A 24,436-nucleotide genomic window follows, 5' to 3' on the forward strand; every position below is an offset into this window, starting at 1 on the left:
TTAAGCCTTTGACTTCCTTCCATAGACCAAATACAGTGCCACAGAGGAGATTACCATTAACATGACCGAATATACGAGCCCGAGCGCACGGGTATCGGAAGCGGTTTGGCCGTTTGTCGCATTTTGAATGGCGATGCCCAGCGGTTTGAACAGTGGGTGGTACAGGAAGACGGTCAGATCGTAGTCCGCTAATTGGCTGTTAAAGTTGAGTGCAAGCACTGCAAGCGTCGAAGGAAGAACGATGGGGAGCAGAACCCTTCTGAACGTGTAGAAAGCACTGGCACCGAGACTCCGGCCAGCATCTTCTAGAGAGGCATCAATGGTAAAGAAAGCGGCTTTGAGCATCCGCAGCGTGAACGGGATCAGCACAATAATATAAGCGATCATCAAGATCCACATCGAGCCGGTTAGCACCTGGTTGGCCAGAATCCATTTTGGCGAGTCATAAGTAAGGATCAATCCCAGCGCAATTAGCGTAGAAGGCAGCAGCCAAGGAATCAGCATCGCATACTCCAGCGCTGTAGTAAAGAGATTGCTGTACTTATGGAGAATGCGAGAAACAAGAAGTGACAAGGCGACAACGATCACGGCAGCCCCAGCAGCGTAAACAATACTGATCAGATACGGTTGATACGCGTCAGCGTTGGTAAACAGCAGCTTGTAGTTGCTGAGCGTAAAATGATCCCAGGACAAAGTGGAAGTTGAGATGCTGTAAGCGTCCGTAAAGGAAAAGATGACTGTCAACAGAACCGGCACTGTATAGATTACAAATAGAAGATAGGCAATGACGTGAACCACGGCGTTCAGCGTCTTGTTGCTGATTTTTTGTTTAACGATTTCCGATTTTACCTTGGAGACTGAGATAAAGTTCCCTTTTTTCTCAGCCTTACGGAGAAAGGTCAACAGAATCAGAGTAGCAACCCCTAAGATGATCGCCAGCACGGAAGCCATGTCGCGCGAGGTTGGGCTTTTTGAAAAGGCCAGAATTAACGGGGTAATCGTCTGGAATTCAGTTCCCCCAACAATCAGCGGCGCGGAGGTTGCGCCAAGACCGGTCAGAAACAGCAAGATCGTAATCGCGAACAAAGAGGGCTGCAGCACTGGCAATACGACTCTACGTAAAATGTAAAAGGGGGAAGCGCCCATATTACGTGCGGCCTCCACAGTTTGGTAATCGATTTTGCGAATGGCATTCGACAAGAACAACACATGATTGGACGTACAGGCAAAGGTCATAACGAACAGCACTGCCCAGTATCCGTGGAACCAGTCCGCCGGGAAAGAAGGGAAGAGCAGGAGCAGAAATTTCGTAATAAAGCCCCGCTCGCCGTACAGAAATTTGTAGCCTGACACTAGCACGATGCCGCTGTATACAAGTGTAGTATAATAGCCGATTCTCAGCAGTTTGGAGCCTTTAATATCGAAATAGTCCGTAACGAACACTAGAAAAATGCCAACGACATTCACTGTAATGACCATCGAGACGGCCAGAATAAAGCTGTTTAGCAGGCCCTTCAGCGCTCTTTTAGAGTGCAGCAGCTTTTGAAGAGGTTCGATCGAGAAGCTTCCGTTCGCCCAAAATACGCTTTTTAGCAAATTAAGATTCGGATAAACCAAGAAAGTAACAATAAACCAGGTCAAGAACAAACCAGCAATGAGCAGGGAGAGCCTCCCCGGAGTTACGTATCTTCTTATGCGCTCTATTGTCATGGGGAAAGCCTCCTAATATTGCAAAATATCGTCCGGGCGAATATAGATGTCTATTTCATTTCCAATGTTGTAGCGGTTTCGTCCGTCCTCAATCTCCACCTTTTTCAGGAGGGCCCCACCTATTTCAAACGTATATTTCGTGTACAAGCCGTAGTATTCAGCGTCGATCACACGTGCCGTCAGAGTAGCAAATGTGGCGGCGTTTCCCTCTGGCAGGGAGGTGTAGATTTTCTCAGTTCTTAAATAGGCGGCTTTCGCCGGGTCTAATGACTTGCCTGATGCAGCGTTAACCTTCTCAATGATAGAACGTTCCAATTTGTTAATGTCTCCGATAAAGTTGCATACGAACTCGGTTGCAGACTGACTGTAAATTTCGTACGGCGTGCCGACCTGTTCCACTGCTCCGTGATTGAACACGGCGATGCGGTCCGATAAAGTCAGGGCTTCTTCCTGATCATGGGTTACATAGATCGTGGTAATGCCGAACTTCTTTTGCAGACTTTTCAGCTCATTTCGCAGTTGGACCCGCAAGCTGGCATCGAGATTAGAAAGGGGCTCGTCCAGTACTAGAATGCTGGGCTTCAGCACCAGCGCTCTGGCGATAGCTACACGCTGCTGCTGGCCCCCTGACAGCTCGGATACTTTTTTACGTAATTGCGCTTGGCTCAGGTCCACTTTCTGGGCGATTTCGGCCACTTCGGCTTCAATCTGTTCTTTGGGCATTTTTTTGACCTTCAGGCCGAAGGCGATATTCTCGTATACATTAAGAGTGGGGAACAGAGCATAACTTTGAAAAACCATACTGATATCCCGTTTCTCTACCGATAATTGTGTGATGTCCTTGCCATTCACATGAATGGAGCCGTGTGTCGGACTGACAAAGCCAACGAGGCTTCGCAGCGTAGTTGTTTTGCCACAGCCGGAAGGGCCTAGCATGGTGAAGAATTCGCCTTCAGCGATCTTCAAATTCAAGTTCTTGACTGCGACAAAATCGTTGTATTTAATTTCTACCTCTCGAAATTCGATCATGATTCCCCGGCTCCTCACTACTTGTTGTATAAAAATAAAGCCACCCGACAGAGGGGACTGGCGCCGTGATGAGGCACACTGTACTCCTGCTGCCGGGATGGTCATGATTCTGAATTAAGGCAAAAGCTCAAGCTGGATTTTCTCAACCCAGTTGTTGATGTTCTTGTTCACAAACTCCCAATCAATAGGCTGTTGTTTGAGGGAGGCATCCAGATCTTTAAGATTCTGTGCGGCGTTCTCGAGCGCTTTGCTATTAGCTGGCATGGTGGAGAACTGCTTAGACCATTCTGTTTGCACCTCGGCACTACCGAACCAGTCGACAAAGGCTTTGGCGGTATCCAGGTTCTTCGTACCTTTAGCGATCGCCACTTGCTCGACGATATAAGGGACGCCGATTGCTGGTTTTACAATACCGGCTTTGACGTCGTACTGTTTCTCTCTCGAAGCGATCCCGCTAGAGAACATCGGGCCAAAAGGTGACTTTCCACTAGCCAGGTTGGCGTAGAAATCCTCGCCTTCGGCTTTGTAGAAACCGTACTTCAGGAAGTTCTTCATAGCATCCCAACCCTGCTGGGAGATTCCGTACTCGCCATTCGGGTCCTGATAGCGAACGAGAATACCGGCCAGAACCGCACGAATGGTAGCGCCGCCGAGATCGTTCGTTCCCGGTGCGTCGTATTTATTATGGAACTGCGGGTCGTTCCACAGATCCGACCAGTCTTTAGGAGCGGTGCTTTCGTTGTAAAGCTTAGAGTTATAAATCAGCAGGATTGCTTGTTTGACAATGCCATGGAAATAATTGTCTTTATCACTTAAGCCCTCAGGAACTTCGCTTGCCCATGCGGGCTTGTACTGCTCCAGCATGTCCTGCGACTTGAATTCCACATAGTTCATCGTACTTAAACCATAAATAATGTCGGCTACTGGCTTATTCTTTTCGGCAATCAGACGGTTGGCAATATCGCCGCCGCCACCCTCCACGATCTGCAGATCAAAGCCTTTTTCTTTAGCTTTTTCTTTCAGCCAATCACCTCTGCCGTCAGAAGCGGAGTTAGTGTAGACAACGAGTGGAGCCTTGGTAGAACTAGCGGCCTCAGTTGGGCTTACGGCATTGGTTGCATTTGTGGTGGAAGATTGGTTTCCACATGCAGCGAGCGTGCTGGTGAGTACGAGACCGAGTAGAGGCAGGACCATCCGTTTGAATTTGCTGTTCATAAAAATCTCCCTTGTTCATTAATTTTGGAACGTGTCAATTTCAAATTGATTATAGCAACATCCCAAAATGACCGTCAATCGAATTGATGTTATTTAACATAGTCTTAATAAAGTTAACAAAACTCTGATTTCAAAGCTTATATAGGATGAGGTATCCATATTGTTATCTTTATGATTGATGTGAAACCGAGGGATTACATGCGAAAAGTATAAAAAGAGCCATGATTGAAAGGAGTACTAGCACAATAATTGGTTATGTATGCCCATTCACACCGCTATTATGCCTTGATCCCCTGGTTATATCCGGAGAACATGCCCTGGATGATGAAGAGACTAAAGATATAGGCTAAAAGCTCAATAAGTAAAAAATACAACATATGAAAAATTCACAATAATAATTGGATTCATAAGCATCGAGCCTACACTTGCGGCAGAAGTTGCATCGACGCTCTTACTATACACATAAAGGTTTAAGGAAACGGTTACACGGTACCTGTCAGGGTGAAAAGAACATTTTGTTGTCATATATATTGACATGAAAGTAGGCCTTTGCGTAAAATGAAAATATTAACAGATTAAAATCACAATATTTTCAAAAATATTACTCATTATTTGTTAGAAAACATTACATTATTCCGAAAGGAGAGTCAGGCTCATGTCCAAACTCGATCCAATGCCCGGCCTGTCCCCGTATCCGTTATTTCATTATTATGATGAGATGTATGCTGATGCGCAGAGTGTCAGGCCTCACTATCAACATGTGAGCCGCATGTTTGCCGGAATGAGTCCTGATGAGTTGCGGGGGAAGCAGAACCTTATGCAGCGACGGATGATGGAAGAAGGTATTACATTCACACTATACAATCCGGCTCAGGATCATCCGATGGAACGGACTATCCCCTTTGATATGGTGCCGCGGATTATCCCCAAGGAGGAATGGGAGCGGCTGGAGGCCGGGATCGTACAGCGCATTACAGCGCTCAATTTGTTCATTCATGATATTTATCATGAGCAGAACATTGTGAAGGATGGAATCGTGCCGCGGCGAATGATTCTGGCCAATTGTTATTTCCGACCAGAGATGGCGGGACTGCGTGTTCCAGGGAATTCCTATATCACAACCTCCGGTATTGATCTCATCCGCCATCATGATGGAGAATATTACGTCCTGGAAGATAACCTGCGTACACCATCAGGCTTCTCCTATTTGTTCAAAGGGAGATCACTGATGAATCAGCTGTTCCCTGAACTATCCTTAGCCAGCTCCATTCGGGATGTGGATCAGAGCCTTAACTGCTTTTTATCCGTGTTGCGTAGTTTGTCTCCTTCACGGACTCAGGACCCAGTCATCGCGCTGCTGACGCCCGGTGAATATAACTCAGCGTATTATGAGCATGCTTTTCTCGCGCAACAGATGGGGATTCATCTGGTTGAGGGTCGTGATCTGGTGGCCCGTGATCATAAAATCTATTTGAAATCCTTGAATGGTCTGCTTCGTGTGGATGTGCTGTACCGAAGATTGGATGATGATTATATTGATCCACTAGCCTTTCAGCCCGATTCGCTACTCGGTGTAGCCGGGCTCATGAATGCCTACAGGGCAGGTAATATCGCCATTGCCAATGCTCCTGGCACCGGGGTGGCTGATGACAAGGCTATATACGTGTATGTTCCTGAGATGATTCGATATTACCTCAAGGAAGAACCGATTCTGGGCAACGTACCGACCTATTTGTTATCCAAAGCAGAGGAGCGTCAGTACGTTCTGAATCATCTGGAGGAAATGGTTGTCAAAGAAACCTCGCTATCTGGCGGATATGGCATGCTGATTGGCAGCGAGGCGACACGGGACGAACAGAACGAGTTCCGCCTGAAGATTCTGGCTGAGCCGGAACGTTATATCGCCCAGCCGATCATGTCCTTGTCAAGAGCGCCGGTACTGTCGGAGGCCGGGGGTATGACGCCACGGCACATCGATCTTAGAGCATTTGTCCTGATGGGGGCCGACCGCAAGCCGCATGTGATCCCGGGCGGGTTAACCCGTGTGGCTATGAAGGAAGGTTCGCTGGTTGTCAACTCCTCGCAGGGTGGAGGGGTCAAGGATACCTGGGTGATGGCCTGATGACTTTATATAAGATAAAGGGGTGGCTGACGATGCTGAATCGCAATGCAGAGGCGTTATTTTGGATAGGCCGATATATTGAACGGGCAGAGAACCACGCGCGGCTGATCGATGTTCATTATCATATTCAGCAAGAGGAGGATTTTCAGGAGGAAGGCCATAAATGGTCACGACTGATCGATGCACTCGGGGTGCGGAGTGAATACCTTCAACAGTTCGAAACCTTTTCCGAGCAGGATGTGTTGTCCTTCATTACGCTGGATCTCGGCAACCCTAATTCCCTCTTCTCCTGTGTCCATCATGCAAGAACTAATCTGCGTACCTTGCGGCAGCATTTGCCCAGCGAACTCTGGGATATCGTGAATGGCTTTAATCTCTGGCTGGGAGAACGGTCAGTGGCAGATATCATGCGCGGACCGCATCAGTTCTATCGTCACATTAAGGAGCGGGCGGCCATGTTCCTCGGTGCAGAGCAATCGGTGATGGTGCGGGGCAATGAGTGGCATTTTATTGAGAGTGGGCGTTTCCTTGAGCGTGCGGAGAATACGACACGGATTCTTCAGTCTGTCACGGCATCATGCAAGGAAAAGGACATTAATGCGGTGTACACTCAGCTTCAGGCGGTGCTCAAATCCGTGAGCGGATACCAGGCCTTCCGGCGGTATTATGCCGATGCTGTCTCGCCGGAGAGAATTCTGGAGTTTCTGATTGCCAGTGCGCAATTTCCGAGGTCGATCTGTTTTTCCTTTCATAAGCTGGGTGAACATCTGACAGCACTGGAGCTTGATGCATCTGACAAAGGGTCAGGGTATGAGCGAGTGATCCGGCAAGCGGGAAGAATTCGGGCCGAGCTGGATTATATGGAGAAGGAGGAAATGTCCGGCGACATGGTGGAACATGTGCTGCAAGCGCTGGTACAATCCTGCGAGCGGTTGGGTCAAACGATGGAAGGCGCCTTTTTTCGGCGGGAAGGCATCTCGGCATGAAAATTCAAATCCACCATACAACGACATATACCTACCCCGAGCCGGTTACAGACAGTGTCAATGAAATTCGCCTCACGCCGCGTACCAACTATCGTCAGTCCTGCTATCATCATGAGGTGGAGGTGCATCCGCCGGCGAATCTGCTGACGTACGAGGATTTTTTCGGGAACCGTGTTCACGCCTACTCGGTCAATAAACCGCATACAGAGATGGTTATCCATACCAAAGCCACGGTAGTGACGCTCGATAAAGCACAGGGTTCTGGTCTACCGTCCATCCCGCTGGCGGAGCAGGTGAAACTGCTGGAGGACTCAGGGTTCCAGAACCGGTACATCGAATTTATTTTGCCAACTAGCTATACGGAAGTGACGCCTGAACTGGTTGAGTTTGCTTCACAGCATCCTTTTGATGCCGCTGAAGGAATGTATGAGTGGGCCAAACAGCTATCTTCGACGATCTACGAGCAGTTCACGTATGATCCGGAGGCGACGAGTGTGAATACAACGGTAAAAAAAGCATTGAAGCTCAAACGCGGTGTCTGCCAGGATTATGCCCATTTGATGATCGCGGTCTGCCGCAGCGTCGGGTTACCATCCAGGTATGTGAGCGGATATCATTTTGTCGGGGATTTACAGGGAGGAAATGCGGATTTTGAACAGGCTTCACATGCGTGGGTAGAGACCCACATTCCGGGCACAGGCTGGCTGGGCTTTGATCCCACTAACAATGCTGAAGTGAACTGGCGATACATTAAGCTGGGGCACGGAAGAGACTACAAGGATATTGTACCTGTCAAAGGGGTATACCGAGGCAACGCGGGATCGCTAACGGTTAAGGTGGATGTAACCTGCCTGAATAAATAAAGCAAAAGGGGCTGGCTGATTGCTTAATCAGATCAGTCCTTTTTTTATTTGGAACAAAATTGCAGATAGTGATTAACAATAAGGTGCACTTGGGTAATTTTGAAACAGAGAGACATTGGTGTATATAAAAGCCCTGAGCGAAACATCCTTGAGGATGTAGATATTGCAGCCTTTGCCGTAAAGAGATAAGTTAATATAACAAGCCTTGGAGGTGCAGTATGATTATTAAAGAATTAACCCTGTGGTCTGGGAATCTAGAAGAGACCCGGAACTACTATAGAGACAAACTGGAACTTGAGGTCTCCGCTGAAGCTCCGGGGCAGTTTACCGTATTGATCGGCACTACCAAAGTAACCTTTCATGCAGTAGACACACCAGAGAAACCTTACTACCATCTAGCGTTTAATATACCCGCACAGCAATTTACCGAAGCTAAAGCATGGGCAAAGTCAAGGCTTGTACTGAACAAGGTGGAGGGCGAGGATGAAGTGTTCTTCGAAAACTGGAACGCGCATGCCTTTTATTTTGAAGACCCTTCAGGAAACTTGCTGGAATTCATCGCTCGTCATAATCTGAAACACTCTGCGGAGGTTCCTTTCTCATCCAGTGCGTTGCTCGGTGTCAGCGAAGTTGGATTGGTCACCGATGAAGTGCTGCCACTTGTGAGACAGTTGAATGATTGGGGAATTCCAAGCTGGGGAGAGGTTGGCGAGGGCTTCACCCCGGTTGGGGATGAAACGGGATTGGGCATCGTAGTGAAAAGAGGCCGTCAGTGGTTCTTCTCCAATCTGATTGCCGAATTTTTCCCTCTGGAGATACAGGTAGAAGGGATCGGAAGACTTTCGTTTCCGGAATTGAATAAAGTAAACATAACTTAAGCAATGATCCGCGATTCTTGCCTTCAGGGGTATAGAATAGCGGATTTTTATATTTAAAGAGGAAATTCACTTCCAAGGGCGATGGCGCAACTGCTGACAGATTGCTTGCACCAGTAAATTCATGTCTCAATAAAGGCTTTTCCTATATAATGATGTAGAGCAGTGTTTGAGGTTAGATCCTAGAATGATTCGCTTTTACATAAAAGGAGGTTATGGAAATGGAGATCTTCTCTTGGCTGGCGGAGCAGCGCATTCAGGAGGCCATGACCCGGGGTGAATTTCAGAATTTGCCGGGACATGGCAAACCGCTGGAGATCGAGGATTTGTCTGGTGTACCGGAAGACCTGAGAATGTCATATAAGCTGATGAAGAATGCCGGCGTGCTGCCGGAAGAACTTACGCTTCGTGCTGAATGTGTAACCCTTGAGGAATTACTGGCAGCCTGCCGCCGAAGCGGCAACGACGATTCGGAGGAGGGCAAGGCTCTTGAGCGCAGATTATCCCTCAAAAGAATACGTCTGCAAGAGCTTCTACGGCAGCGTGGAATGGACAATAGCGCAGCGTTTCAGCAATATGGTAACCAGATCCAGGAACAGATGCTCCGAGAAGAAGAGTAATAACGATATTATATAGATAACGGAGAGATATGATGGATCAACTTCCAATACAACAGGTGCTTCCTGACCTGAAAAATATAATGGCTACTCGTACGACCGCTATTCTCGTCGCAGAGCCGGGAGCGGGTAAGACTACCGGAACGCCCCCGGCTTTTCTGGAGGAGCCATGGATGGAGGGCAAGACTATTCTGATGCTGGAGCCCCGCAGACTGGCGGCTCGTGCAGCAGCGACCTACATTGCTTCCCAGTTGGGTGAAAGTGTGGGGCAGACAGTAGGTTACCGGATGCGAATGGATACCAAGGTTGGGCCACAGACGCGGATCATTGTCGTTACTGAAGGTGTATTAACCCGGATGCTACAAAGTGATCCTACGCTCGGAGATGTGGGTCTTGTCATCTTCGATGAGTTCCACGAACGCAGCCTGCATGCTGATCTGGGGCTGGCTCTAACGCTGGAAGCCCAGTCGGTGCTTCGGGAGGATCTTCGCATCCTGATCATGTCGGCGACACTGGAGACGGAACGGGTATCAGCCCTGCTGGGGGATGCCCCAGTAGTGGATTGTCCCGGGCGGACTTATCCGGTAGAAACAGTCTATTCACCTGTTCCCACGGCTTCGCACATCGAGAAATCCGCTGCCGCGGCTGTGCGACGGGCTTTGGCTGAACAGCCGGGCGATGTCCTCGTGTTCTTGCCGGGGGAGCGGGAAATCCGCCGGACCCAGCGGGAGCTAGAAGCTGCTATTCTGCCGCAAGGAACGATTGTGCGACCGCTTTACGGACAGCTGCCGCAGGCTGCACAAGATGCAGCGGTCGCTCCAGCGGTGCCGGGGCAACGTAAAGTCGTGCTGGCGACCTCAATCGCAGAGACTAGCTTGACGATCCAAGGCGTGCGCACGGTCATTGATACCGGACTGCGGCGTACACAGGTGTTCTCGCCGCGTTCGGGAATGCCGCGCCTGGAGACCGTGCCGGTGTCGAAGGCTTCAGCCGACCAGCGGCGAGGTCGGGCGGGCCGTACAGCACCCGGCGTTTGCTACAGGCTGTGGAGCCAGGAGGAGCATTACCGACTCCCGGACGAGAACGTGCCGGAGATCATGGAAGCCGATCTGACGCAGCTCGCCCTTGAACTGGCCATGTGGGGCGTGCCGGACCCGGCAGCCCTGCCGTGGCTGGACACGCCGCCCGCCGCGCCTTACGCGCAGGGCGCTGCGCTGCTGCGCCAGCTTGGCGCGCTGGACGCCAGCGGCGCCATCACCCCGCACGGCCGCAGCATGGCCGCGCTGGGTGCGCACCCGCGCATCGCGCACATGCTGCTGCGCGCGCAAGGGATTGGCGCTGCCCCGCTGGCCTGCCGGCTGGCAGCGCTACTGCAGGAGCGGGACCTGCTGCGCGGTCCCGCCGGGGGAGATTGCGACCTCACGCTGCGCGTAGAGGCGCTGCTCCGGTTCGAGCGCTCCGCCGGTGCTGACGGCGGCGGAGCTGATCTTGCAGCTCTGCGCACGGTGCAGCGCGAGAGCCGGAACTACCTGGCGCAGCTGAAGGCCTCGCCAGGGGAAGAGCCGGACAGCAGCCTATGTGGGCTGCTGCTGTCGTTCGCCTACCCCGACCGGATTGGGCAGAGACGCGGCGAAGGCGCGTTTCTGCTGTCGGGAGGTCGGGGAGCGGCGATGAGAGAAGGGCAGCCGCTGGAACGCTCTGCGTATATTGTGGCTGCCTCTGTGGATGATCAGGGCCCGCAAAGCCGGATTTTGCTGGCCGCGGAGCTGAGTGAAGCGCAGCTGCTGTCCCACCATGGGGACAGCATTACGGAAGAAGCCGAAGTCTATTGGGACAAGGATAGCGGGAGCGTGAAGGCACGGCGTCGCACGCGGCTAGGTGCGCTCATTCTTAAGGAAACAACCCATGAACGGCCTTCGGCAGAAGAGGCAGCAGAGGGACTGCTGGCGGCCATCGCCTCTGAAGGGCTGGAGGTGTTACCTTGGGAGAAGGGACCGCAGCAGCTTCGCTTGCGGATGATGTTTATGCATGGCTTGCGCGAGGATTGGCCGGATGTATCTGATGACGCACTTATAGAGTCACTCGCTGACTGGCTAGGTCCTTATCTGCATGGAATGCGGAGTCTGCGCGATCTTCAGCGGCTGCCGCTGGCCCGTGCGCTGGAGGATCTGCTCGACTGGAAGCAGCGTCAGACGCTGGATCAGGAAGCACCCACTCATATTACGGTGCCAAGCGGCTCACGGGTACCTGTAGATTACGGGAATCCGGCAGCCCCGGTGCTAGCGGTACGACTACAGGAAATGTTCGGACAGCAGGATACGCCGAGACTTGGCGGGGGGCGGGTGCCGGTTTTACTGCACCTCTTGTCGCCGGCAAGAAGACCGATGCAGGTCACATCCGATCTTTCGAGCTTTTGGCGCAATACATATTTCGAGGTTAAGAAAGACTTGAAAGGCCGATATCCGAAGCATTATTGGCCGGATGATCCGCTGCAGGCGGTGCCAACCAGTCGCACACGACCAGTAAAATAGCTCCGCAAAGACTGCATTTTCTACGAACAAGCGTAGGCATGCAGTCTTTTTTTACAACTACCGACCACATTTCAACATATGAAAAATTCACAATAGAAAAGACTTAAAACCTATAGTACTCCTCCTATCTATCCTGCAAAATCAAACGCCACCTCTCCTTAAATACAACTAACAAGGAAAAAGTAGACCCCTTGCCTTTATTTCAGGTTGTGAAAGTTGGAAAATAGTGCTTATACTAGATTCATAGCAAGAACAAATAGGAATAGGTAATTTACACATCAGGAGGTGTATCTTGGCATGGCTTTTATGATTGCCCAACGGGCTTTTATTAAGGTGTATCTGATAACAATGGTGGAGCAGCATCGCGGGTACGGTTATCAGATGCTGGAGGATATGCGGCGGGAATTCAAATCGCATGGGTACTCTCCTCCGCAGAGTGAGATTTACCGTGCGCTGCACGAGCTGGTGCAGCAGGGCATTTTATACCGTACCAAGCAGTTGAAGGGGAATGATCCCAAGGTTGATTTTCAGGAAATTGTGCTCTATCATTTCACTGCAGATGGTGAGGAGAAGGCCAAGCTTTATAAAAAGCAAGTAAAGACCGACCTGGACCGTTGTCTCGGAATTCTGAACAAAGCGGTTAACGATAATTTTTAATATACGGGCCTCGTATCTGAGTTATTCGCCTGCCTTATTCCTGGATTTGGAAAAGCTTCGACTGCGGGGGATATTAGCAACTCTAGTGATATTTTCAGAGGGCCCGCGCCCTGTTATAATGAGTACTGCCGGAAGATTGCAGTATATACTTGGAGGTATTACAGATGGACGAACATATGAAACGTCGATTGGACAAACAAAGAAAACTATTCAGCCAATTAGGAATAACGCTGGATGCCCTTACGATACATGAGAAGGAATTCGGCATGAAGCTTCGTGGATATGATGCGGAGGAAGTAGATACATTTTTGGACAGTGTGATTAAGGATTATGAACGATTCTATGCGACCATCGCCGATCTGATGGACAAATGGCAGGAACAGCAGCTGGAGCTGCGCGAGCTCAAGGCTGAGGCCAAAGCCGCTGTTGCTCCGCCAACCATTATCCGGGGAATCGATCCGATGGATCTGGAGGATGTCATTCTGAAATTGGAGGCCAACATCCGTCAGCTCAAAGACAGAATCCCACGTACCGAGAGCTACCTGTAATCTAGATACATTGAACTTAAGTTACTAGCCTAAGGATCGGCGTCACTCTGGTGAAGCTTGGACTTTCGGGCGCTTTTGTCTCCAGATTTCTTCTATTTAACTGCTTGTAGTAGTAGTTGAAATCCGGAGACAGCCTATACTTTCGATGCTATTTTTTTCTATAGAAGACTTTCAGGAGATCGCTTTCGCTCCTACAGTTCCAATCTTCGCTTTTACTTATTCTCTCCTTTTCGTTTCTTTCCTTTGTTCAACTTATATAGTTCTGTATGGCTCACTAGAAATCAACAATGTCAGACGCTGATGGGGGTTAAGCCTTTGGTCGATAAGCGGGGATGGAAGCTGAAGATTCGCAGCAAGATCGCGCTGGGGTATTTCATGATCCTGTTAATGCTTGGACTGTTTCTGCTCGTTGTATCTGCAAGGATCAGCAAGCTGGAAGCCGAGACGGTTTATCTTAGCGAACACGATATGAAGGTTCACGAGCTAATATATCAAATTGAGAAAAATGTGCTGGATATGGAGACAGGTCAGAGAGGCTATGCGCTCACCGGCAAGATGGAATATTTGCCCCCGTATACTAACGGACTTGCGGAATGGCGCATTAATTACGCCAAGCTGAATGGCCTGATTGCCGACAATCCTGCACAAGTCAAGAATCTGCAGACGATCATGGTCAATATTGAAAAATGGATTGAGGATGCCGGGCAGTATATCATTGATCTCAAGCGGAGTGGCCAGAATGAAGCCGTGAATCGTTTTTTTCAAGACGATACCGGCAAATCCATCATTGATTCCATCCGTTCCCAATCACAGTATTTTCTCGACAACGAAGTAGCCCTCACCAATAAGCGTATCATCACTTTGAAAGAAGGCAACCACAGATTACTGCAGACGATGTACATATTATGGGGCCTGGTGGCTGTTTTGGCTGCGTTTATTACCGTGCTGATTGCCAGAAGTATCGTGAGCCCTCTGCGCCGTGTTATTCTTGCCATTAACAACATTGCCAGCGGGGGGAATTTGTCTGAACGGGTCAGGGTTAGGACACATGACGAGCTGTATGATCTGGGAGATGCTACTAACCGTCTGCTGGAGACTGTTGAACGAGACCAATGGGGCAGTGAGCAGTTAAACGTGATGTCTATGATGCTTCAGGAAACTACAGATTTATCGGTTTTGAGCAAAACCTTTTTGAACAAGCTTGCCTCTATCCTGGAACTACAATACGGTGCTCTGTATGTGCTAAATGCAGAAGACAGCTTTGAGCGGATCTATTCCTACGCGGGTAGCGAAGACAACGAGAATTCTGTTGGTGTGAAGAAGATTAAGCCCGGGGAAGGTCTGGTCGGACAATGTGCACAGGATATGAAGCTTAGGGTTCTGGAGGATCTTCCTGTGAATTACATCAGCATTAACTCCGGCCTAGGCAGAACCGCCCCGCGTTATCTCACCTTGGCCCCGGTCATTTTTGAAAATAAAACGCTAGCCGTACTTGAGATTGCCTCGTTAACCAAGTGGGCTCCTTTCCATTTTGAACTTCTGTCCAAGCTGGTGAATATGCTGGGTGTCACGTTGAATTCGGTCATGACGCGGATGGAGATCCAGAAGCTGTACAGGGAATCACAGGTTATGAATGAAGAACTGCAGGTGCAGTCCGAGGAGCTTCAGGTACAAGCGGAAGAACTGCAGAGTTACACCAACGAACTACTGACATTAAATGGCGAGCTGGAGCTGCAAAAATCGATGGCGGAGCGCTCCGCGATAGAACTGGAGAAGTATAACGAACAGTTGGAACAGAGCTCAAGATATAAGTCGGAATTTCTCGCTAATATGTCACATGAGTTGCGTACACCGCTTAATAGTATGCTTATTCTTTCCCAACTGCTGGCGGAGAATCGCAACGAATTACTGAATGAGGAAGAACAGAATTATGCAGCGGTGATCCATGCCTCCGGAAGTGAATTGCTTAGCATGATCAATGATATCCTGGACTTATCCAAGGTGGAAGCGGGCAAAATGCTGGTTGAGGTTGATGCTGTCAATCTAACGGAGTTGCCTACCCTCATGCTATCCTATTTTGGAAAAATCGCTGAGCAGCAGAAGCTGGAGTTCACAGTAGTTTTGGATGAAAATGTGCCGAATTTATTCTACACGGATGAATTACGACTTCATCAGATTCTGCGCAATCTCCTGTCCAATGCCTTTAAGTTCACCGAACAAGGCAGTGTCAAAGTAGAGGTGTCCAGGCTGGAATCTTTCCAATCCCTGAGCTATGCATCAGAGGAGCCGGTACTTGCTTTTGCAGTAACCGACAGCGGTATCGGCATTTCGGAGAAGAACAGTCAGTTGATCTTCGAAGCCTTCCGACAAGCCGACGGTTCAACAGCCCGCAAATTTGGCGGCACGGGACTTGGGCTGTCAATTTCCCTTCAGCTGGCCAGGCTGCTGGGCGGTCATATTGCGCTGAGCAGTACACCTGGGCAGGGCAGCACTTTTACGCTCTATTTGCCTAGCCGGGAAGAGGAGACCGAAGAGGTTCTGATTTCGCGAGCTGGATGCTCCGAAGCGGCAGCATCAAGGGCAGATGACCTCGTTTCAACAGAGAACCCTACATACGGACAGAACTCAGATCAGTTCGACAAGCATTATGAATACCTGCATGGCCGGACCGTACTTATCGTCGATGATGATGTTCGCAATATCTTTGCCCTGGAAAAGGGACTGGAACCATATGACATGCAGATCTTGACCGCTCAAACCGGCTTTGAATGCCTGCAAATGGTGAGAGAGCATGAGGACATTGATATAGTTCTACTGGATATCATGATGCCGAATCTGGATGGTTATGATACGTTAAGCATTATCCGGGAAGAGCTACTGCTGACGAAGCTGCCCATCCTAGCGATCTCGGCCAAGACGATGAAGGAGGACCGGGAGAAGTGTCTCGCAGCAGGGGCTTCCGGCTTTATGAGTAAGCCAGTAGTGCTGCAGGAGGTAGTCTCTCAGATGTGTAAATTGCTCGCGGAGCGTGAAAGCTGAGACTTCCGCCCGACTTGACAATTTGAAAATTACCATTGACGCATGCCCAGGTATGATTTATTATGAACCTATAAATGATCATTTATAGTTTAGTGGCGTGTTACCGTAAAGGGCATGAGCCAAGGATTGTCTTATTTAATTGAGACTATTCTTGGCTCTTTTTTATACCTTTCACCTGACAATCACTGGAAAGAGGGGAGAACTTGATACGGGAGCACGAGCAATTTCAAGTACAACGCGTTATCGGCAATAACGTGGTTATGGTGCAGGGGAGCAAGAACGGCAAAGAATATGTCATCATCGGCAAAGGGATTGGCTTTGCGGTGAAGGGCACGGGGGTCATTGAAGGGAATGATCACCGAATTGAGAAGCTTTTTCGCCTGGAGGACCGGGACGAATGGAGCCAATATCAAATTTTGCTGGAAGATATCGACCCTAAGGTTATGAAGATCACAGATGAGATCATCAGCGATATCGGGGAGCAGTTTGCCGGAAAGCTGAATGACAAAATCTACTTGGCGCTCCCAAGCCATATCCAGTTCACCATCTACCGTCTGCGCAACGGGATGGATATTGTCAACCCATTTTTACAAGAAACGAAAATGACCTTCCCGAAAGAATATGAGATCGCTTACAAAGCGGCAGAGAAGATCAATGCCGAATTTCAGGTGCAGATTCCCGAAGACGAGATCGGATTTTTAACCTACCATGTCTACTCTGCTGTTAGCAACGTACCAGTAGGGCAGCTGGTGAAAGCCTCCAACATCGTGAGCGAGTTAATGGATCTGATTCGGGAAGAACGACAGATTATCTTCGAGTACGGAAGTATGAATCATGTCCGGCTGATGATTCATCTGCGCTTTTCGATTGAACGCATTTTACAAGGGTCATTAGTCGACAATCCTTTTGTGAAGCATATCAAAAAAGAGTATAAGCGGGAGTATATGCTTGCAAAGAAGCTCGGAAAAGCAATGCAGAACTCACTGAATGTAGAAGTCCCGGAGGAAGAGTTGTGTTTCTTGGCCATGCATTTGTATCGTCTGTTTCAAACGCTTGATAAAAACAAATAGCAGCATAAGAGGGAGTGGCAACATATGTTTTCCAAATGGAAATCAAAGAAAGAAGAGAAACGTACTGGACATACCGTTACAATTAAGGCTCCTATGAGCGGGCAAGCGGTTCCATTGGAACAAGTTCCGGATGAGACTTTTGCTGGTGGTCATATGGGAGGCGGAATCGCCATACAACCTATAGAGGGGAAATTGATAGCCCCTTTCGATGGGAAAGTCGCTCACATTGTGAAGTCGAACCACGCCATCATTCTGGAACATTCCTCCGGCATGCAGCTGCTGCTACATATTGGAATAGAGACCGTCAGCCTGAAAGGGAATGGGTTCACCAGTTATGTCACTACCGGAGATACTGTGAAGGCTGGACAGACGCTGATTGAATTTGATTTAGAGGCCATTCGGGCCGCTGGCTGTGAGACCATTTCCCCGGTCATTGTTACGAATAATGGTGAGACCGTACCACAGGTAGAAGGTCACTTTGGTCCTGTTACCGCAGGTGAAGACAGTATCCTTACCGTGGTTTCAACGCAATAAGCAAATAGCTTCACTATTTTGCCATTGAGAGGATGAGAGAAGATGTTGGCTTTTCTTCAGAAATTGGGCAAGTCACTGATGCTGCCAGTAGCAACGATGCCGGCGGCGGCAATACTTCAAGGGTTTGGATTGATTGATTATGAGAAAGATTTGCATTTGGGCAGCGCAGTAGGGGGCTTCCTGAACCAGTATGTCGCCCCATTCTTGAATGCAGGAGCAGGTGCCATTTTTGGTAACCTGGCTTTGATCTTCGCCATCGGTGTAGCTATCGGATTCGCAGGTGATGCTGTAGCAGCATTGTCGGCGTTGATTGCTTACATGGTGCTTACCAAGGTGCTTGCCGTTGTTCCAACGCAATTTTCATTCATTAATGATGATGTAGTTCTGAATATGGGCGTTCTTGGTGGTATTTTCGCTGGTGCGTGGGCTGCATTCCTATACAAAAAATATCATAATGTCAAAATGCCGGATTGGCTCGGCTTCTTCGCCGGCAAACGTTTCGTACCGATTATCACTGCTGTCAGCACCATGGTGCTTGCCGTTTTGATAGGTATGATTTGGAGTCCAATCCAAGATGTAATCAGCGACTTTGGTAACTGGGTGGTAGGACTCGGAGCCTTCGGAGCCTTCTTGTTCGGTACTGCGAACCGTCTCCTGATTCCGATCGGTCTTCACCACGTAATCAACACCATTGCCTGGTTCCAAATCGGTGACTTCACCAACGCTGCTGGCGAACTGGTGCACGGTGACTTGACTCGCTTCTTCGCCGGAGACAAAACTGCAGGGATGTTCATGACTGGCTTCTTCCCAATCATGATGTTCGCACTGCCGGGTGCAGCGCTGGCCTTTATTCATACGGCTAAGCCGGAAAAACGTAAACTAGTAGCTTCCATCTTTATCGGTTCTGCTATCGCTTCGTTCCTTACGGGGATTACCGAACCGCTGGAGTTCTCCTTCATGTTCGTTGCTCCGCTGCTGTATCTGGTTCACGCTTTGCTCACAGGTCTGTCTTTGGCTGTAATGTATATCCTCAACGTCAAGCTTGGATTTGGTTTCTCGGCGGGGCTTATCGACTATCTAGTAAATATGAAGCTATCCACCAATCCATGGATACTGATTCCGGTTGGTCTGGCATTCTTCGTACTCTATTATGTGTTGTTCCGCGCCATCATTACCATCTTCAAGCTCAAAACACCTGGACGTGAAGATGATATTGAGGATGAGGTTCAGGAAATCTCAGTTGGTAGCGGTAATAGCATCTCCGCTTCCTCCAGAGCAACCAAAATTCTGGAGAATATCGGAGGTCCGTCCAACATTAAGAACATTGATGCGTGTATCACGCGATTGCGTCTCGTAGTGAATGACGAGAAGGCAGTGAAAGATGCGGCACTCAAACAGCTTGGTGCTTCCGGTGTGATGAGACTCGGTCAAGGAACGGTGCAAATTGTATTCGGTCCACAATCGGAGCAAATCAAGGATGAGATACAGAAGTTGCTGTAAAATGAAAGATTGATTCACTAGAAAATCACATTTAATTTAGTTCAAGGACGAAATTTATAAATTTCGTCCTTGTTTAATGGCTATTTTTAGGATAGTTCTCTAAAATGTTAGGCCCTTTCGTCCGATATAATAATGCAGATATTATGCGCTAACATGAAAGGGCGAGTGAGAATGTCGATTTGGACGAAGGCAAGAAGTCGAATTATGAATGAATCAAGAACAAATAATTCCCAAAGTTATAAGGATTATGAGCAAGAGTTGACGCATCAGCGCAACAAGATTATGAGATTTATTTTATTGTTTATTACAGTAGCGGTCGTTCCGTTGATTGCATTCAATCAGGAAATGGCAGAAGGTATAAAAACGCTCATTGTAGCGATTATCGCGAACTCAGTCTTTTTTGTGCTGGTACGTAAAAAAGTCGCCGTGCAATTGCTGTCTTACATAGTTGTTTTAATAATAAGCGCGTTTATGTTCTTTATTAATTATTTGCAACCCAACCTATTTTCGTATTTGAGTCTCGGGATTCTTCTTGTGTTTTATCCTACTTACAAACCTGTTTTAACCTATGCTTTCATTAGCTTTATTCAGGTTAATTATTTTATTCTTTACCCAGCTACTACAGAGTTTGCAAACTATGAATGGGCAGATAACATTAAGCTATTCATCGCGTTTGCACTGCTAATTATCTTGTCGATCCTTTCACGGCAAATGATGATGAATGCCTATGAAGGTAGACTTAACTCCGAGTTGGCCAAGAAAAATGTAGAAGAGCTATTGGATCAAATGAAATCATCGATCACCGAAATGGCAACATTCAACCGTCAACTGCAGAAGAATGTTATGGTTACCGGCGATATTACGAGTGAATTGACCATTGGGTTTACGGAAATGACCAAAGGTATTGAGAGTCAAACGGTCAGTGTCAGTGATATTTCTATGGCGCTCGGCGATGCCAATACTGCGATTCAACTGGTTGCCGATAATTCGGTAGTCATGCGGGAGTTGTCCAATACTACTGCTGAGTCAGCGGAACGCGGAAATGAGCAAATCGGAGAATTGTCACGCAGTATCACGGATATCAGCTCTGTAATGGATGATATTACAGCAGCGATGCATGAACTGAACGAACAGAATCATAGTATCGGTACGATTGTAACAACGATTCAGTCTATTGCGTCGGAGACCAACCTACTTGCTTTGAATGCGGCGATCGAAGCTGCACGGGCTGGCGAGCAAGGACGTGGCTTCGCAGTTGTCTCTACTCAGGTCAGAAAGCTTGCCGAGAATTCCCATCAGTCTGCTGAAGAGATTTCTGGTCGCTTGGATGGACTTAGAGTTAAGGTGGAGCAGTTGTCCTCCCAATTGGAACGAGGCAAATCGATGATCGAAACCAGCGAATCAACGGTCAAGCATTCTGAGCGCGTATTCCGCGAATTGTCTGAAATTGCCACTCAGGTCATGAAGCAAGCCGAAGAAGTGGAAGAGAAGTCGATTGAGGTTCGCAATTCATCCGAGGTTATTGTGGCCGAGGTGGATTCCATTTCTGCAATAACCGAGGAATCCAGTGCGGCATCTGAAGAGATCCTTGCCAGCGTTGAAGAGCAGAAGATGATGGTTGATGATGTTGTATCCGGCTTCGAGCGCTTGGATCAACTGATCGGTGAGCTGGAGAAGCTGTCGGAGAATAAAGCATCGGAATAATTAGTTAGGCATAAGCGTTCGTGCCATACACTCGGTGAGTGAGAGGTACGGACGCTTTTTTTATTATATAAGCCGAATAAAAGAATTTAATTAAAAGCGAAGATGAGCGAACGGGGAAGTTTGAAACTGTAGGTGCAGAGCGCTCGTCTGAAAACTTTCCATAGGAAAGCTAACAACAGAACATAGAGTGCCGACAACAAGACATATAATCCGTGGCTGCTCAACTCTAGTGATGTCACTAGAAGCGGTATATTCGCCCTCCTTCACCGGTCGTCTTAACAATGAAAAAGAGGGGCACCTCCCCAACTAACGGCATTTTTGTATCTTATTTCTCTTTAATATGGTCAAATGAGGGAAATAGGTGCATTATTGTATCTTATTTTTCGAAAAAGTACGCTGGAGGGGGTATTCTGGAAGATTTAAGGTACAATTTTGCACTTAATCTCCACTTACCCTTGCTTGCAGAGGATTTAAGGTACAAAAATGCCGTTAATTACACTTCGAGACTTCTTACAGAAGCGCTCTTTTTCTTGGTTATGTTTGTTATTATAAATGCATTCTATATAGACACTGTATCTTTTTGGTATAATCAGAACACTATCTTTTCATTTAATGGAGGGTTAGACCTATGAGCAGGAATACGGCATTGTTAATTATTGATGTGCAGGAAGCGATGTTTTGGTATCCGGGACAGGAGCTGTATGATGGACAGGGCGTCATGGACCGGATCATCTCCTTGCTCGGTAAAGCGCGACAATCAGGCACACCGGTAGTTTATATCCAGCATACAGAAGATGAAGAGTTCACAAGGAATTCTCCGACCTGGCAAATTAGTGCTCGTATTAAGCCACAAGAGGGAGAACGGATTATAGAAAAGCCGACCCCGGATTCTTTTCACCACACGATCTTGCATGAAACACTGCAGCAGATGGGGATTACACGGCTAGTTATTGTCGGTATGCAAACCCAGTTTTGTGTAAATGCCACAACTAGGCGCGCTTATAGCTTGGGCTATGAGAGTATGCTGGTTCAAGATGCCCACAGTACCTTTGATACAGAACTATTGAGTGGGAAAGACATCGTCAGTCAACATAATGACATTCTGGGAGGAAAATTTGCAGAATTGAAGCTGGAAAGTGAGGTAGAGTTCTAACAAGAGTAGTATGCCGGCTTGCTGTACAACGTTCCGGTTACCGGCTGCCTTACGGCATCGTCATAGTTATGATGTCTTTCCTGATGAACAATGGATACATCATGAAAATTTTATGTAAAAGGGCTGTATTTTTTCGTATTTTGCGATACATTAACATATGTAACTTTACAGAAACGAAAGGATACCCTCACACTATGACTATCAAGAGGCCACCGATTCCTATTCCGATATTAATGGTAATTGGAATTCTGGCCATTTCTTTTTCATCCATCTTCATTAAATGGTCTGCTGCTCCGGCTTCGGTGCAGGGGATGTATCGATTGCTGTTCACCTCGCTGATGATGTTGCCTTTTGCTCGCCCGCATAGCGGCGCTGTACGTAAGCTGCGTACAACTGACTGGGTGCTCCTTATTTTCTCAGGAGTAATGCTGGCACTGCATTTTTTGCTCTGGATGGGTTCATTGTCGTATACTTCTGTAGCAAGCTCAACTATGATTATGGCATTAGAGCCGGTATTTATCATGCTGGGAGCGTATGTATTATATAAGGAAAAGACAGCAGCTTCCGCTATAATGGGTGTAGCTATTGCCATCGGTGGAGTGTGCTTCATCGGCTGGGGTGACATCGGAGTTTCTGCTGATAATCTGAAGGGAGATTTACTCTCGCTCGGAGGGACTGCTGCAGTCGCTGTACATATGTTGATCAGTCAGAAGCTTGTAGCCCAGATGCCCTCCTATTTATACAGCCTGATTGTTTTCAGTGTAGCGGCGGTTGTATTTGGTATCTATAATCTGGTGATGGGTATTCCTTTCTTCGACTATCACCTTAGCGAGTGGGGAATCTTCTTGCTGTTAGCCATCGTTCCCACAGTGTTCGGACATCTCCTCTTTAACTGGATGATGCAATACCTTTCGGCAACCACGGTATCGATGACCATTTTGGCTGAACCAGTTGTGGCCAGCATTCTGGCCTATCTGTTGTTGAGCGAAAATTTGGGGCATTTGCAGTGGACGGGAGGACTGCTCGTGATGATCGGCATGGCGGTTTATTTATGGGCTGAACGCAAGAAAGCAGACCCGGTGCCACCTGCACTGGAGAATGCGTCTTAATATATAAGACGAACAAAAGAAAGAAACAAAAAGCGAGAAGGAGCGAAGGGGGAAGTTTGGAACTGTAGGAGCGAAGCGATCGCCTGAAAGCTTTCCGCAGGAAAGCTCACACCGGAAGCATAAGCTCGCCAGATTTCAACCGCTAGAAGCGGTTATAAAGAAGAAATCTGGGGACAACAGCGACCGGAAGTCCAAACATTCCACCGTAGTAACGACCGAGCCTTAGGTTGGGATCTTTAGTCCGTCTTATTATAGAAGCTTTTTTAACATTAGACAAAAGGAGTCACAATTTAATGAATAATCAGCATCATGAATCAGAACCGGCTGCAGGCGTGCAGGCTGGATCGGTCAGCGAAGAATCCTGGAATGAGGATACCTACGCCGCCTGGACAAGTCGGTTTGGAACCCCGGCGGAAGCGGCAGCCAGACTGGCGAAAGATCCATTAGCCAAGCTGCACCCGATCGCATCCTATTTTGGTGAGATCAGCGGGAAGAAAATAATGAATCTTATGGGTTCCAACGGGATGAAGGCAGTGGCGCTCGCTTTGCTTGGTGCAGAGGTGACGGTAGCGGATTTCTCTGAAGCTAATGCCCGTTATGCCCAAGATCTCGCTTCGGCGGCCGAAGTACAGTTAACCTATCACGTATCGGATGTGCTGAAGCTTCCGGCGGAAGTCGCAGAGGGTTCTTATGATATTGTGTTTGCTGAACAGGGAATCGTCCATTACTTCACAGATCTTGCGCCTTTTATGGACACAGCCTATCGTCTGCTCTCACCGGGTGGGCGGTTCGTACTGCGCGATTTTCATCCGATCACTACGAAGCTGATTTCATCCAAAGGGTCTACGGCGAAGGTCCGCAAGCATAAGGTGAGCGGTGATTACTTTGACACAGGGCTAGAGGAGAAAATCGTATCGTACTCCAAGTATCTGCCTGCTTCAGCGGGCGCAGTGGGCGAGAAGAAGAGTATTGTGCACTGGCGTCGCTGGACACTTGGTGAAATCGTCACGGCGGCAGCAGCCAGCGGACTTGTCATCACCATGCTGGTCGAGGAGCCTAATCTTTCTTCGGATGTGTATGATAAGGGCATTCCCAAGACCTTTACACTGGTTGCGGAAAAAGCAGGGCAAGCATAATCCTGCTACTTATAAATGAAAAAGGGTCTGGTACATGG

At 48.3% G+C, this 24,436-nt stretch carries 19 protein-coding genes; 16 read left to right on the forward strand and 3 right to left on the reverse strand.

All coding sequences use genetic code 11. The features are described 5' to 3' along the window. The 3 genes from AC3Y23_RS08350 to AC3Y23_RS08360 all read right to left on the reverse strand — a co-directional run bounded on the left by AC3Y23_RS08350 (position 1) and on the right by AC3Y23_RS08360 (position 3,954). Positions 1-1,710 (reverse strand): ABC transporter permease, encoded by a 1,710-nt coding sequence (locus AC3Y23_RS08350; protein ID WP_379197604.1) that lies wholly within the window; start codon positions 1,708-1,710, stop codon positions 1-3. 12 nt (positions 1,711-1,722) lie between these two features. Then, a complete protein-coding gene (locus tag AC3Y23_RS08355; protein WP_379197606.1) occupies positions 1,723-2,739 on the reverse strand; it encodes an ABC transporter ATP-binding protein in 1,017 nt (338 codons plus the stop codon). A 114-nt stretch (positions 2,740-2,853) separates the two neighbouring features. Next, positions 2,854-3,954: an extracellular solute-binding protein gene (locus AC3Y23_RS08360; RefSeq protein ID WP_379197608.1), complete on the reverse strand. Its 1,101-nt coding sequence runs from the start codon at positions 3,952-3,954 to the stop codon at positions 2,854-2,856. A 655-nt stretch (positions 3,955-4,609) separates the two neighbouring features. Between AC3Y23_RS08360 and AC3Y23_RS08365 the strand changes: the two genes are divergently transcribed. The 16 genes from AC3Y23_RS08365 (at position 4,610) to AC3Y23_RS08440 (ending at position 24,398) form a co-directional block, all read left to right on the forward strand. Continuing rightward, on the forward strand, positions 4,610-6,076 hold the full coding sequence (locus AC3Y23_RS08365) for a circularly permuted type 2 ATP-grasp protein (RefSeq protein WP_379197610.1): 1,467 nt from the start codon (positions 4,610-4,612) through the stop codon (positions 6,074-6,076). Between the two features lie 32 nt (positions 6,077-6,108). Next, positions 6,109-7,062, forward strand: a complete 954-nt coding sequence (locus tag AC3Y23_RS08370) for an alpha-E domain-containing protein (protein ID WP_379197612.1) — start codon at positions 6,109-6,111, stop codon at positions 7,060-7,062. Next, positions 7,059-7,925: a transglutaminase family protein gene (locus AC3Y23_RS08375; protein ID WP_379197614.1), complete on the forward strand. Its 867-nt coding sequence runs from the start codon at positions 7,059-7,061 to the stop codon at positions 7,923-7,925. Before AC3Y23_RS08370 ends, AC3Y23_RS08375 begins: the two co-directional genes overlap by 4 nt. Positions 7,926-8,143: 218 nt before the next feature. Next, the gene (locus AC3Y23_RS08380) at positions 8,144-8,803 is read left to right on the forward strand and encodes a VOC family protein (protein WP_379197616.1); all 660 of its coding nucleotides are present in this window, start codon (positions 8,144-8,146) and stop codon (positions 8,801-8,803) included. A gap of 218 nt (positions 8,804-9,021) precedes the next feature. Then, positions 9,022-9,420: a DnaJ family domain-containing protein gene (locus tag AC3Y23_RS08385; protein WP_379197618.1), complete on the forward strand. Its 399-nt coding sequence runs from the start codon at positions 9,022-9,024 to the stop codon at positions 9,418-9,420. 32 nt (positions 9,421-9,452) lie between these two features. Next, a complete protein-coding gene (hrpB, locus tag AC3Y23_RS08390) occupies positions 9,453-11,948 on the forward strand; it encodes an ATP-dependent helicase HrpB (RefSeq protein WP_379198554.1) in 2,496 nt (831 codons plus the stop codon). Between the two features lie 297 nt (positions 11,949-12,245). Then, positions 12,246-12,605: a replication termination protein gene (locus tag AC3Y23_RS08395; protein WP_379197623.1), complete on the forward strand. Its 360-nt coding sequence runs from the start codon at positions 12,246-12,248 to the stop codon at positions 12,603-12,605. Between the two features lie 164 nt (positions 12,606-12,769). Then, the gene (locus tag AC3Y23_RS08400; protein WP_379197625.1) at positions 12,770-13,153 is read left to right on the forward strand and encodes a DivIVA domain-containing protein; all 384 of its coding nucleotides are present in this window, start codon (positions 12,770-12,772) and stop codon (positions 13,151-13,153) included. Between the two features lie 315 nt (positions 13,154-13,468). Continuing rightward, entirely contained in the window at positions 13,469-16,192 is a 2,724-nt protein-coding gene (locus AC3Y23_RS08405) for a CHASE3 domain-containing protein (protein ID WP_379197627.1), read from the forward strand. Between the two features lie 203 nt (positions 16,193-16,395). Next, positions 16,396-17,262: a PRD domain-containing protein gene (locus AC3Y23_RS08410; protein WP_379197629.1), complete on the forward strand. Its 867-nt coding sequence runs from the start codon at positions 16,396-16,398 to the stop codon at positions 17,260-17,262. Between the two features lie 24 nt (positions 17,263-17,286). Then, positions 17,287-17,796, forward strand: a complete 510-nt coding sequence (locus AC3Y23_RS08415; RefSeq protein ID WP_379197631.1) for a PTS sugar transporter subunit IIA — start codon at positions 17,287-17,289, stop codon at positions 17,794-17,796. Between the two features lie 42 nt (positions 17,797-17,838). Beyond that, the gene (nagE, locus tag AC3Y23_RS08420; RefSeq protein WP_379197633.1) at positions 17,839-19,296 is read left to right on the forward strand and encodes an N-acetylglucosamine-specific PTS transporter subunit IIBC; all 1,458 of its coding nucleotides are present in this window, start codon (positions 17,839-17,841) and stop codon (positions 19,294-19,296) included. Positions 19,297-19,500: 204 nt separating this feature from the next. Further along, complete coding sequence (locus AC3Y23_RS08425) at positions 19,501-21,000, forward strand: methyl-accepting chemotaxis protein (protein ID WP_379197635.1); 1,500 nt, start codon at positions 19,501-19,503, stop codon at positions 20,998-21,000. Positions 21,001-21,628: 628 nt separating this feature from the next. After that, the gene (locus AC3Y23_RS08430; protein ID WP_379197637.1) at positions 21,629-22,153 is read left to right on the forward strand and encodes a cysteine hydrolase family protein; all 525 of its coding nucleotides are present in this window, start codon (positions 21,629-21,631) and stop codon (positions 22,151-22,153) included. A 194-nt stretch (positions 22,154-22,347) separates the two neighbouring features. Next, a complete protein-coding gene (locus AC3Y23_RS08435; RefSeq protein ID WP_379197639.1) occupies positions 22,348-23,262 on the forward strand; it encodes a DMT family transporter in 915 nt (304 codons plus the stop codon). A 293-nt stretch (positions 23,263-23,555) separates the two neighbouring features. Then, a complete protein-coding gene (locus tag AC3Y23_RS08440) occupies positions 23,556-24,398 on the forward strand; it encodes a class I SAM-dependent methyltransferase (RefSeq protein WP_379197641.1) in 843 nt (280 codons plus the stop codon). Positions 24,399-24,436 lie beyond the last annotated feature (38 nt).

The organism is Paenibacillus sp. MAHUQ-45 (genome assembly GCF_058133325.1).

What these genes read in the sequence shown, in the direction of transcription:
- AC3Y23_RS08355 (WP_379197606.1), bottom strand. Translation starts at nt 2,739, where the DNA reads ATGATCGAATTTCGAGAGGTAGAAATTAAATACAACGATTTTGTCGCA.
- AC3Y23_RS08380 (WP_379197616.1), top strand. Translation starts at nt 8,144, where the DNA reads ATGATTATTAAAGAATTAACCCTGTGGTCTGGGAATCTAGAAGAGACC.
- AC3Y23_RS08365 (WP_379197610.1), top strand. Translation starts at nt 4,610, where the DNA reads ATGTCCAAACTCGATCCAATGCCCGGCCTGTCCCCGTATCCGTTATTT.
- AC3Y23_RS08440 (WP_379197641.1), top strand. Translation starts at nt 23,556, where the DNA reads ATGAATAATCAGCATCATGAATCAGAACCGGCTGCAGGCGTGCAGGCT.
- AC3Y23_RS08430 (WP_379197637.1), top strand. Translation starts at nt 21,629, where the DNA reads ATGAGCAGGAATACGGCATTGTTAATTATTGATGTGCAGGAAGCGATG.
- AC3Y23_RS08375 (WP_379197614.1), top strand. Translation starts at nt 7,059, where the DNA reads ATGAAAATTCAAATCCACCATACAACGACATATACCTACCCCGAGCCG.
- AC3Y23_RS08425 (WP_379197635.1), top strand. Translation starts at nt 19,501, where the DNA reads ATGAATGAATCAAGAACAAATAATTCCCAAAGTTATAAGGATTATGAG.
- AC3Y23_RS08415 (WP_379197631.1), top strand. Translation starts at nt 17,287, where the DNA reads ATGTTTTCCAAATGGAAATCAAAGAAAGAAGAGAAACGTACTGGACAT.
- AC3Y23_RS08360 (WP_379197608.1), bottom strand. Translation starts at nt 3,954, where the DNA reads ATGAACAGCAAATTCAAACGGATGGTCCTGCCTCTACTCGGTCTCGTA.
- AC3Y23_RS08370 (WP_379197612.1), top strand. Translation starts at nt 6,109, where the DNA reads ATGCTGAATCGCAATGCAGAGGCGTTATTTTGGATAGGCCGATATATT.
- AC3Y23_RS08400 (WP_379197625.1), top strand. Translation starts at nt 12,770, where the DNA reads ATGGACGAACATATGAAACGTCGATTGGACAAACAAAGAAAACTATTC.
- AC3Y23_RS08350 (WP_379197604.1), bottom strand. Translation starts at nt 1,710, where the DNA reads ATGACAATAGAGCGCATAAGAAGATACGTAACTCCGGGGAGGCTCTCC.
- AC3Y23_RS08395 (WP_379197623.1), top strand. Translation starts at nt 12,246, where the DNA reads ATGGCTTTTATGATTGCCCAACGGGCTTTTATTAAGGTGTATCTGATA.
- AC3Y23_RS08435 (WP_379197639.1), top strand. Translation starts at nt 22,348, where the DNA reads ATGACTATCAAGAGGCCACCGATTCCTATTCCGATATTAATGGTAATT.
- AC3Y23_RS08385 (WP_379197618.1), top strand. Translation starts at nt 9,022, where the DNA reads ATGGAGATCTTCTCTTGGCTGGCGGAGCAGCGCATTCAGGAGGCCATG.
- nagE (WP_379197633.1), top strand. Translation starts at nt 17,839, where the DNA reads ATGTTGGCTTTTCTTCAGAAATTGGGCAAGTCACTGATGCTGCCAGTA.
- hrpB (WP_379198554.1), top strand. Translation starts at nt 9,453, where the DNA reads ATGGATCAACTTCCAATACAACAGGTGCTTCCTGACCTGAAAAATATA.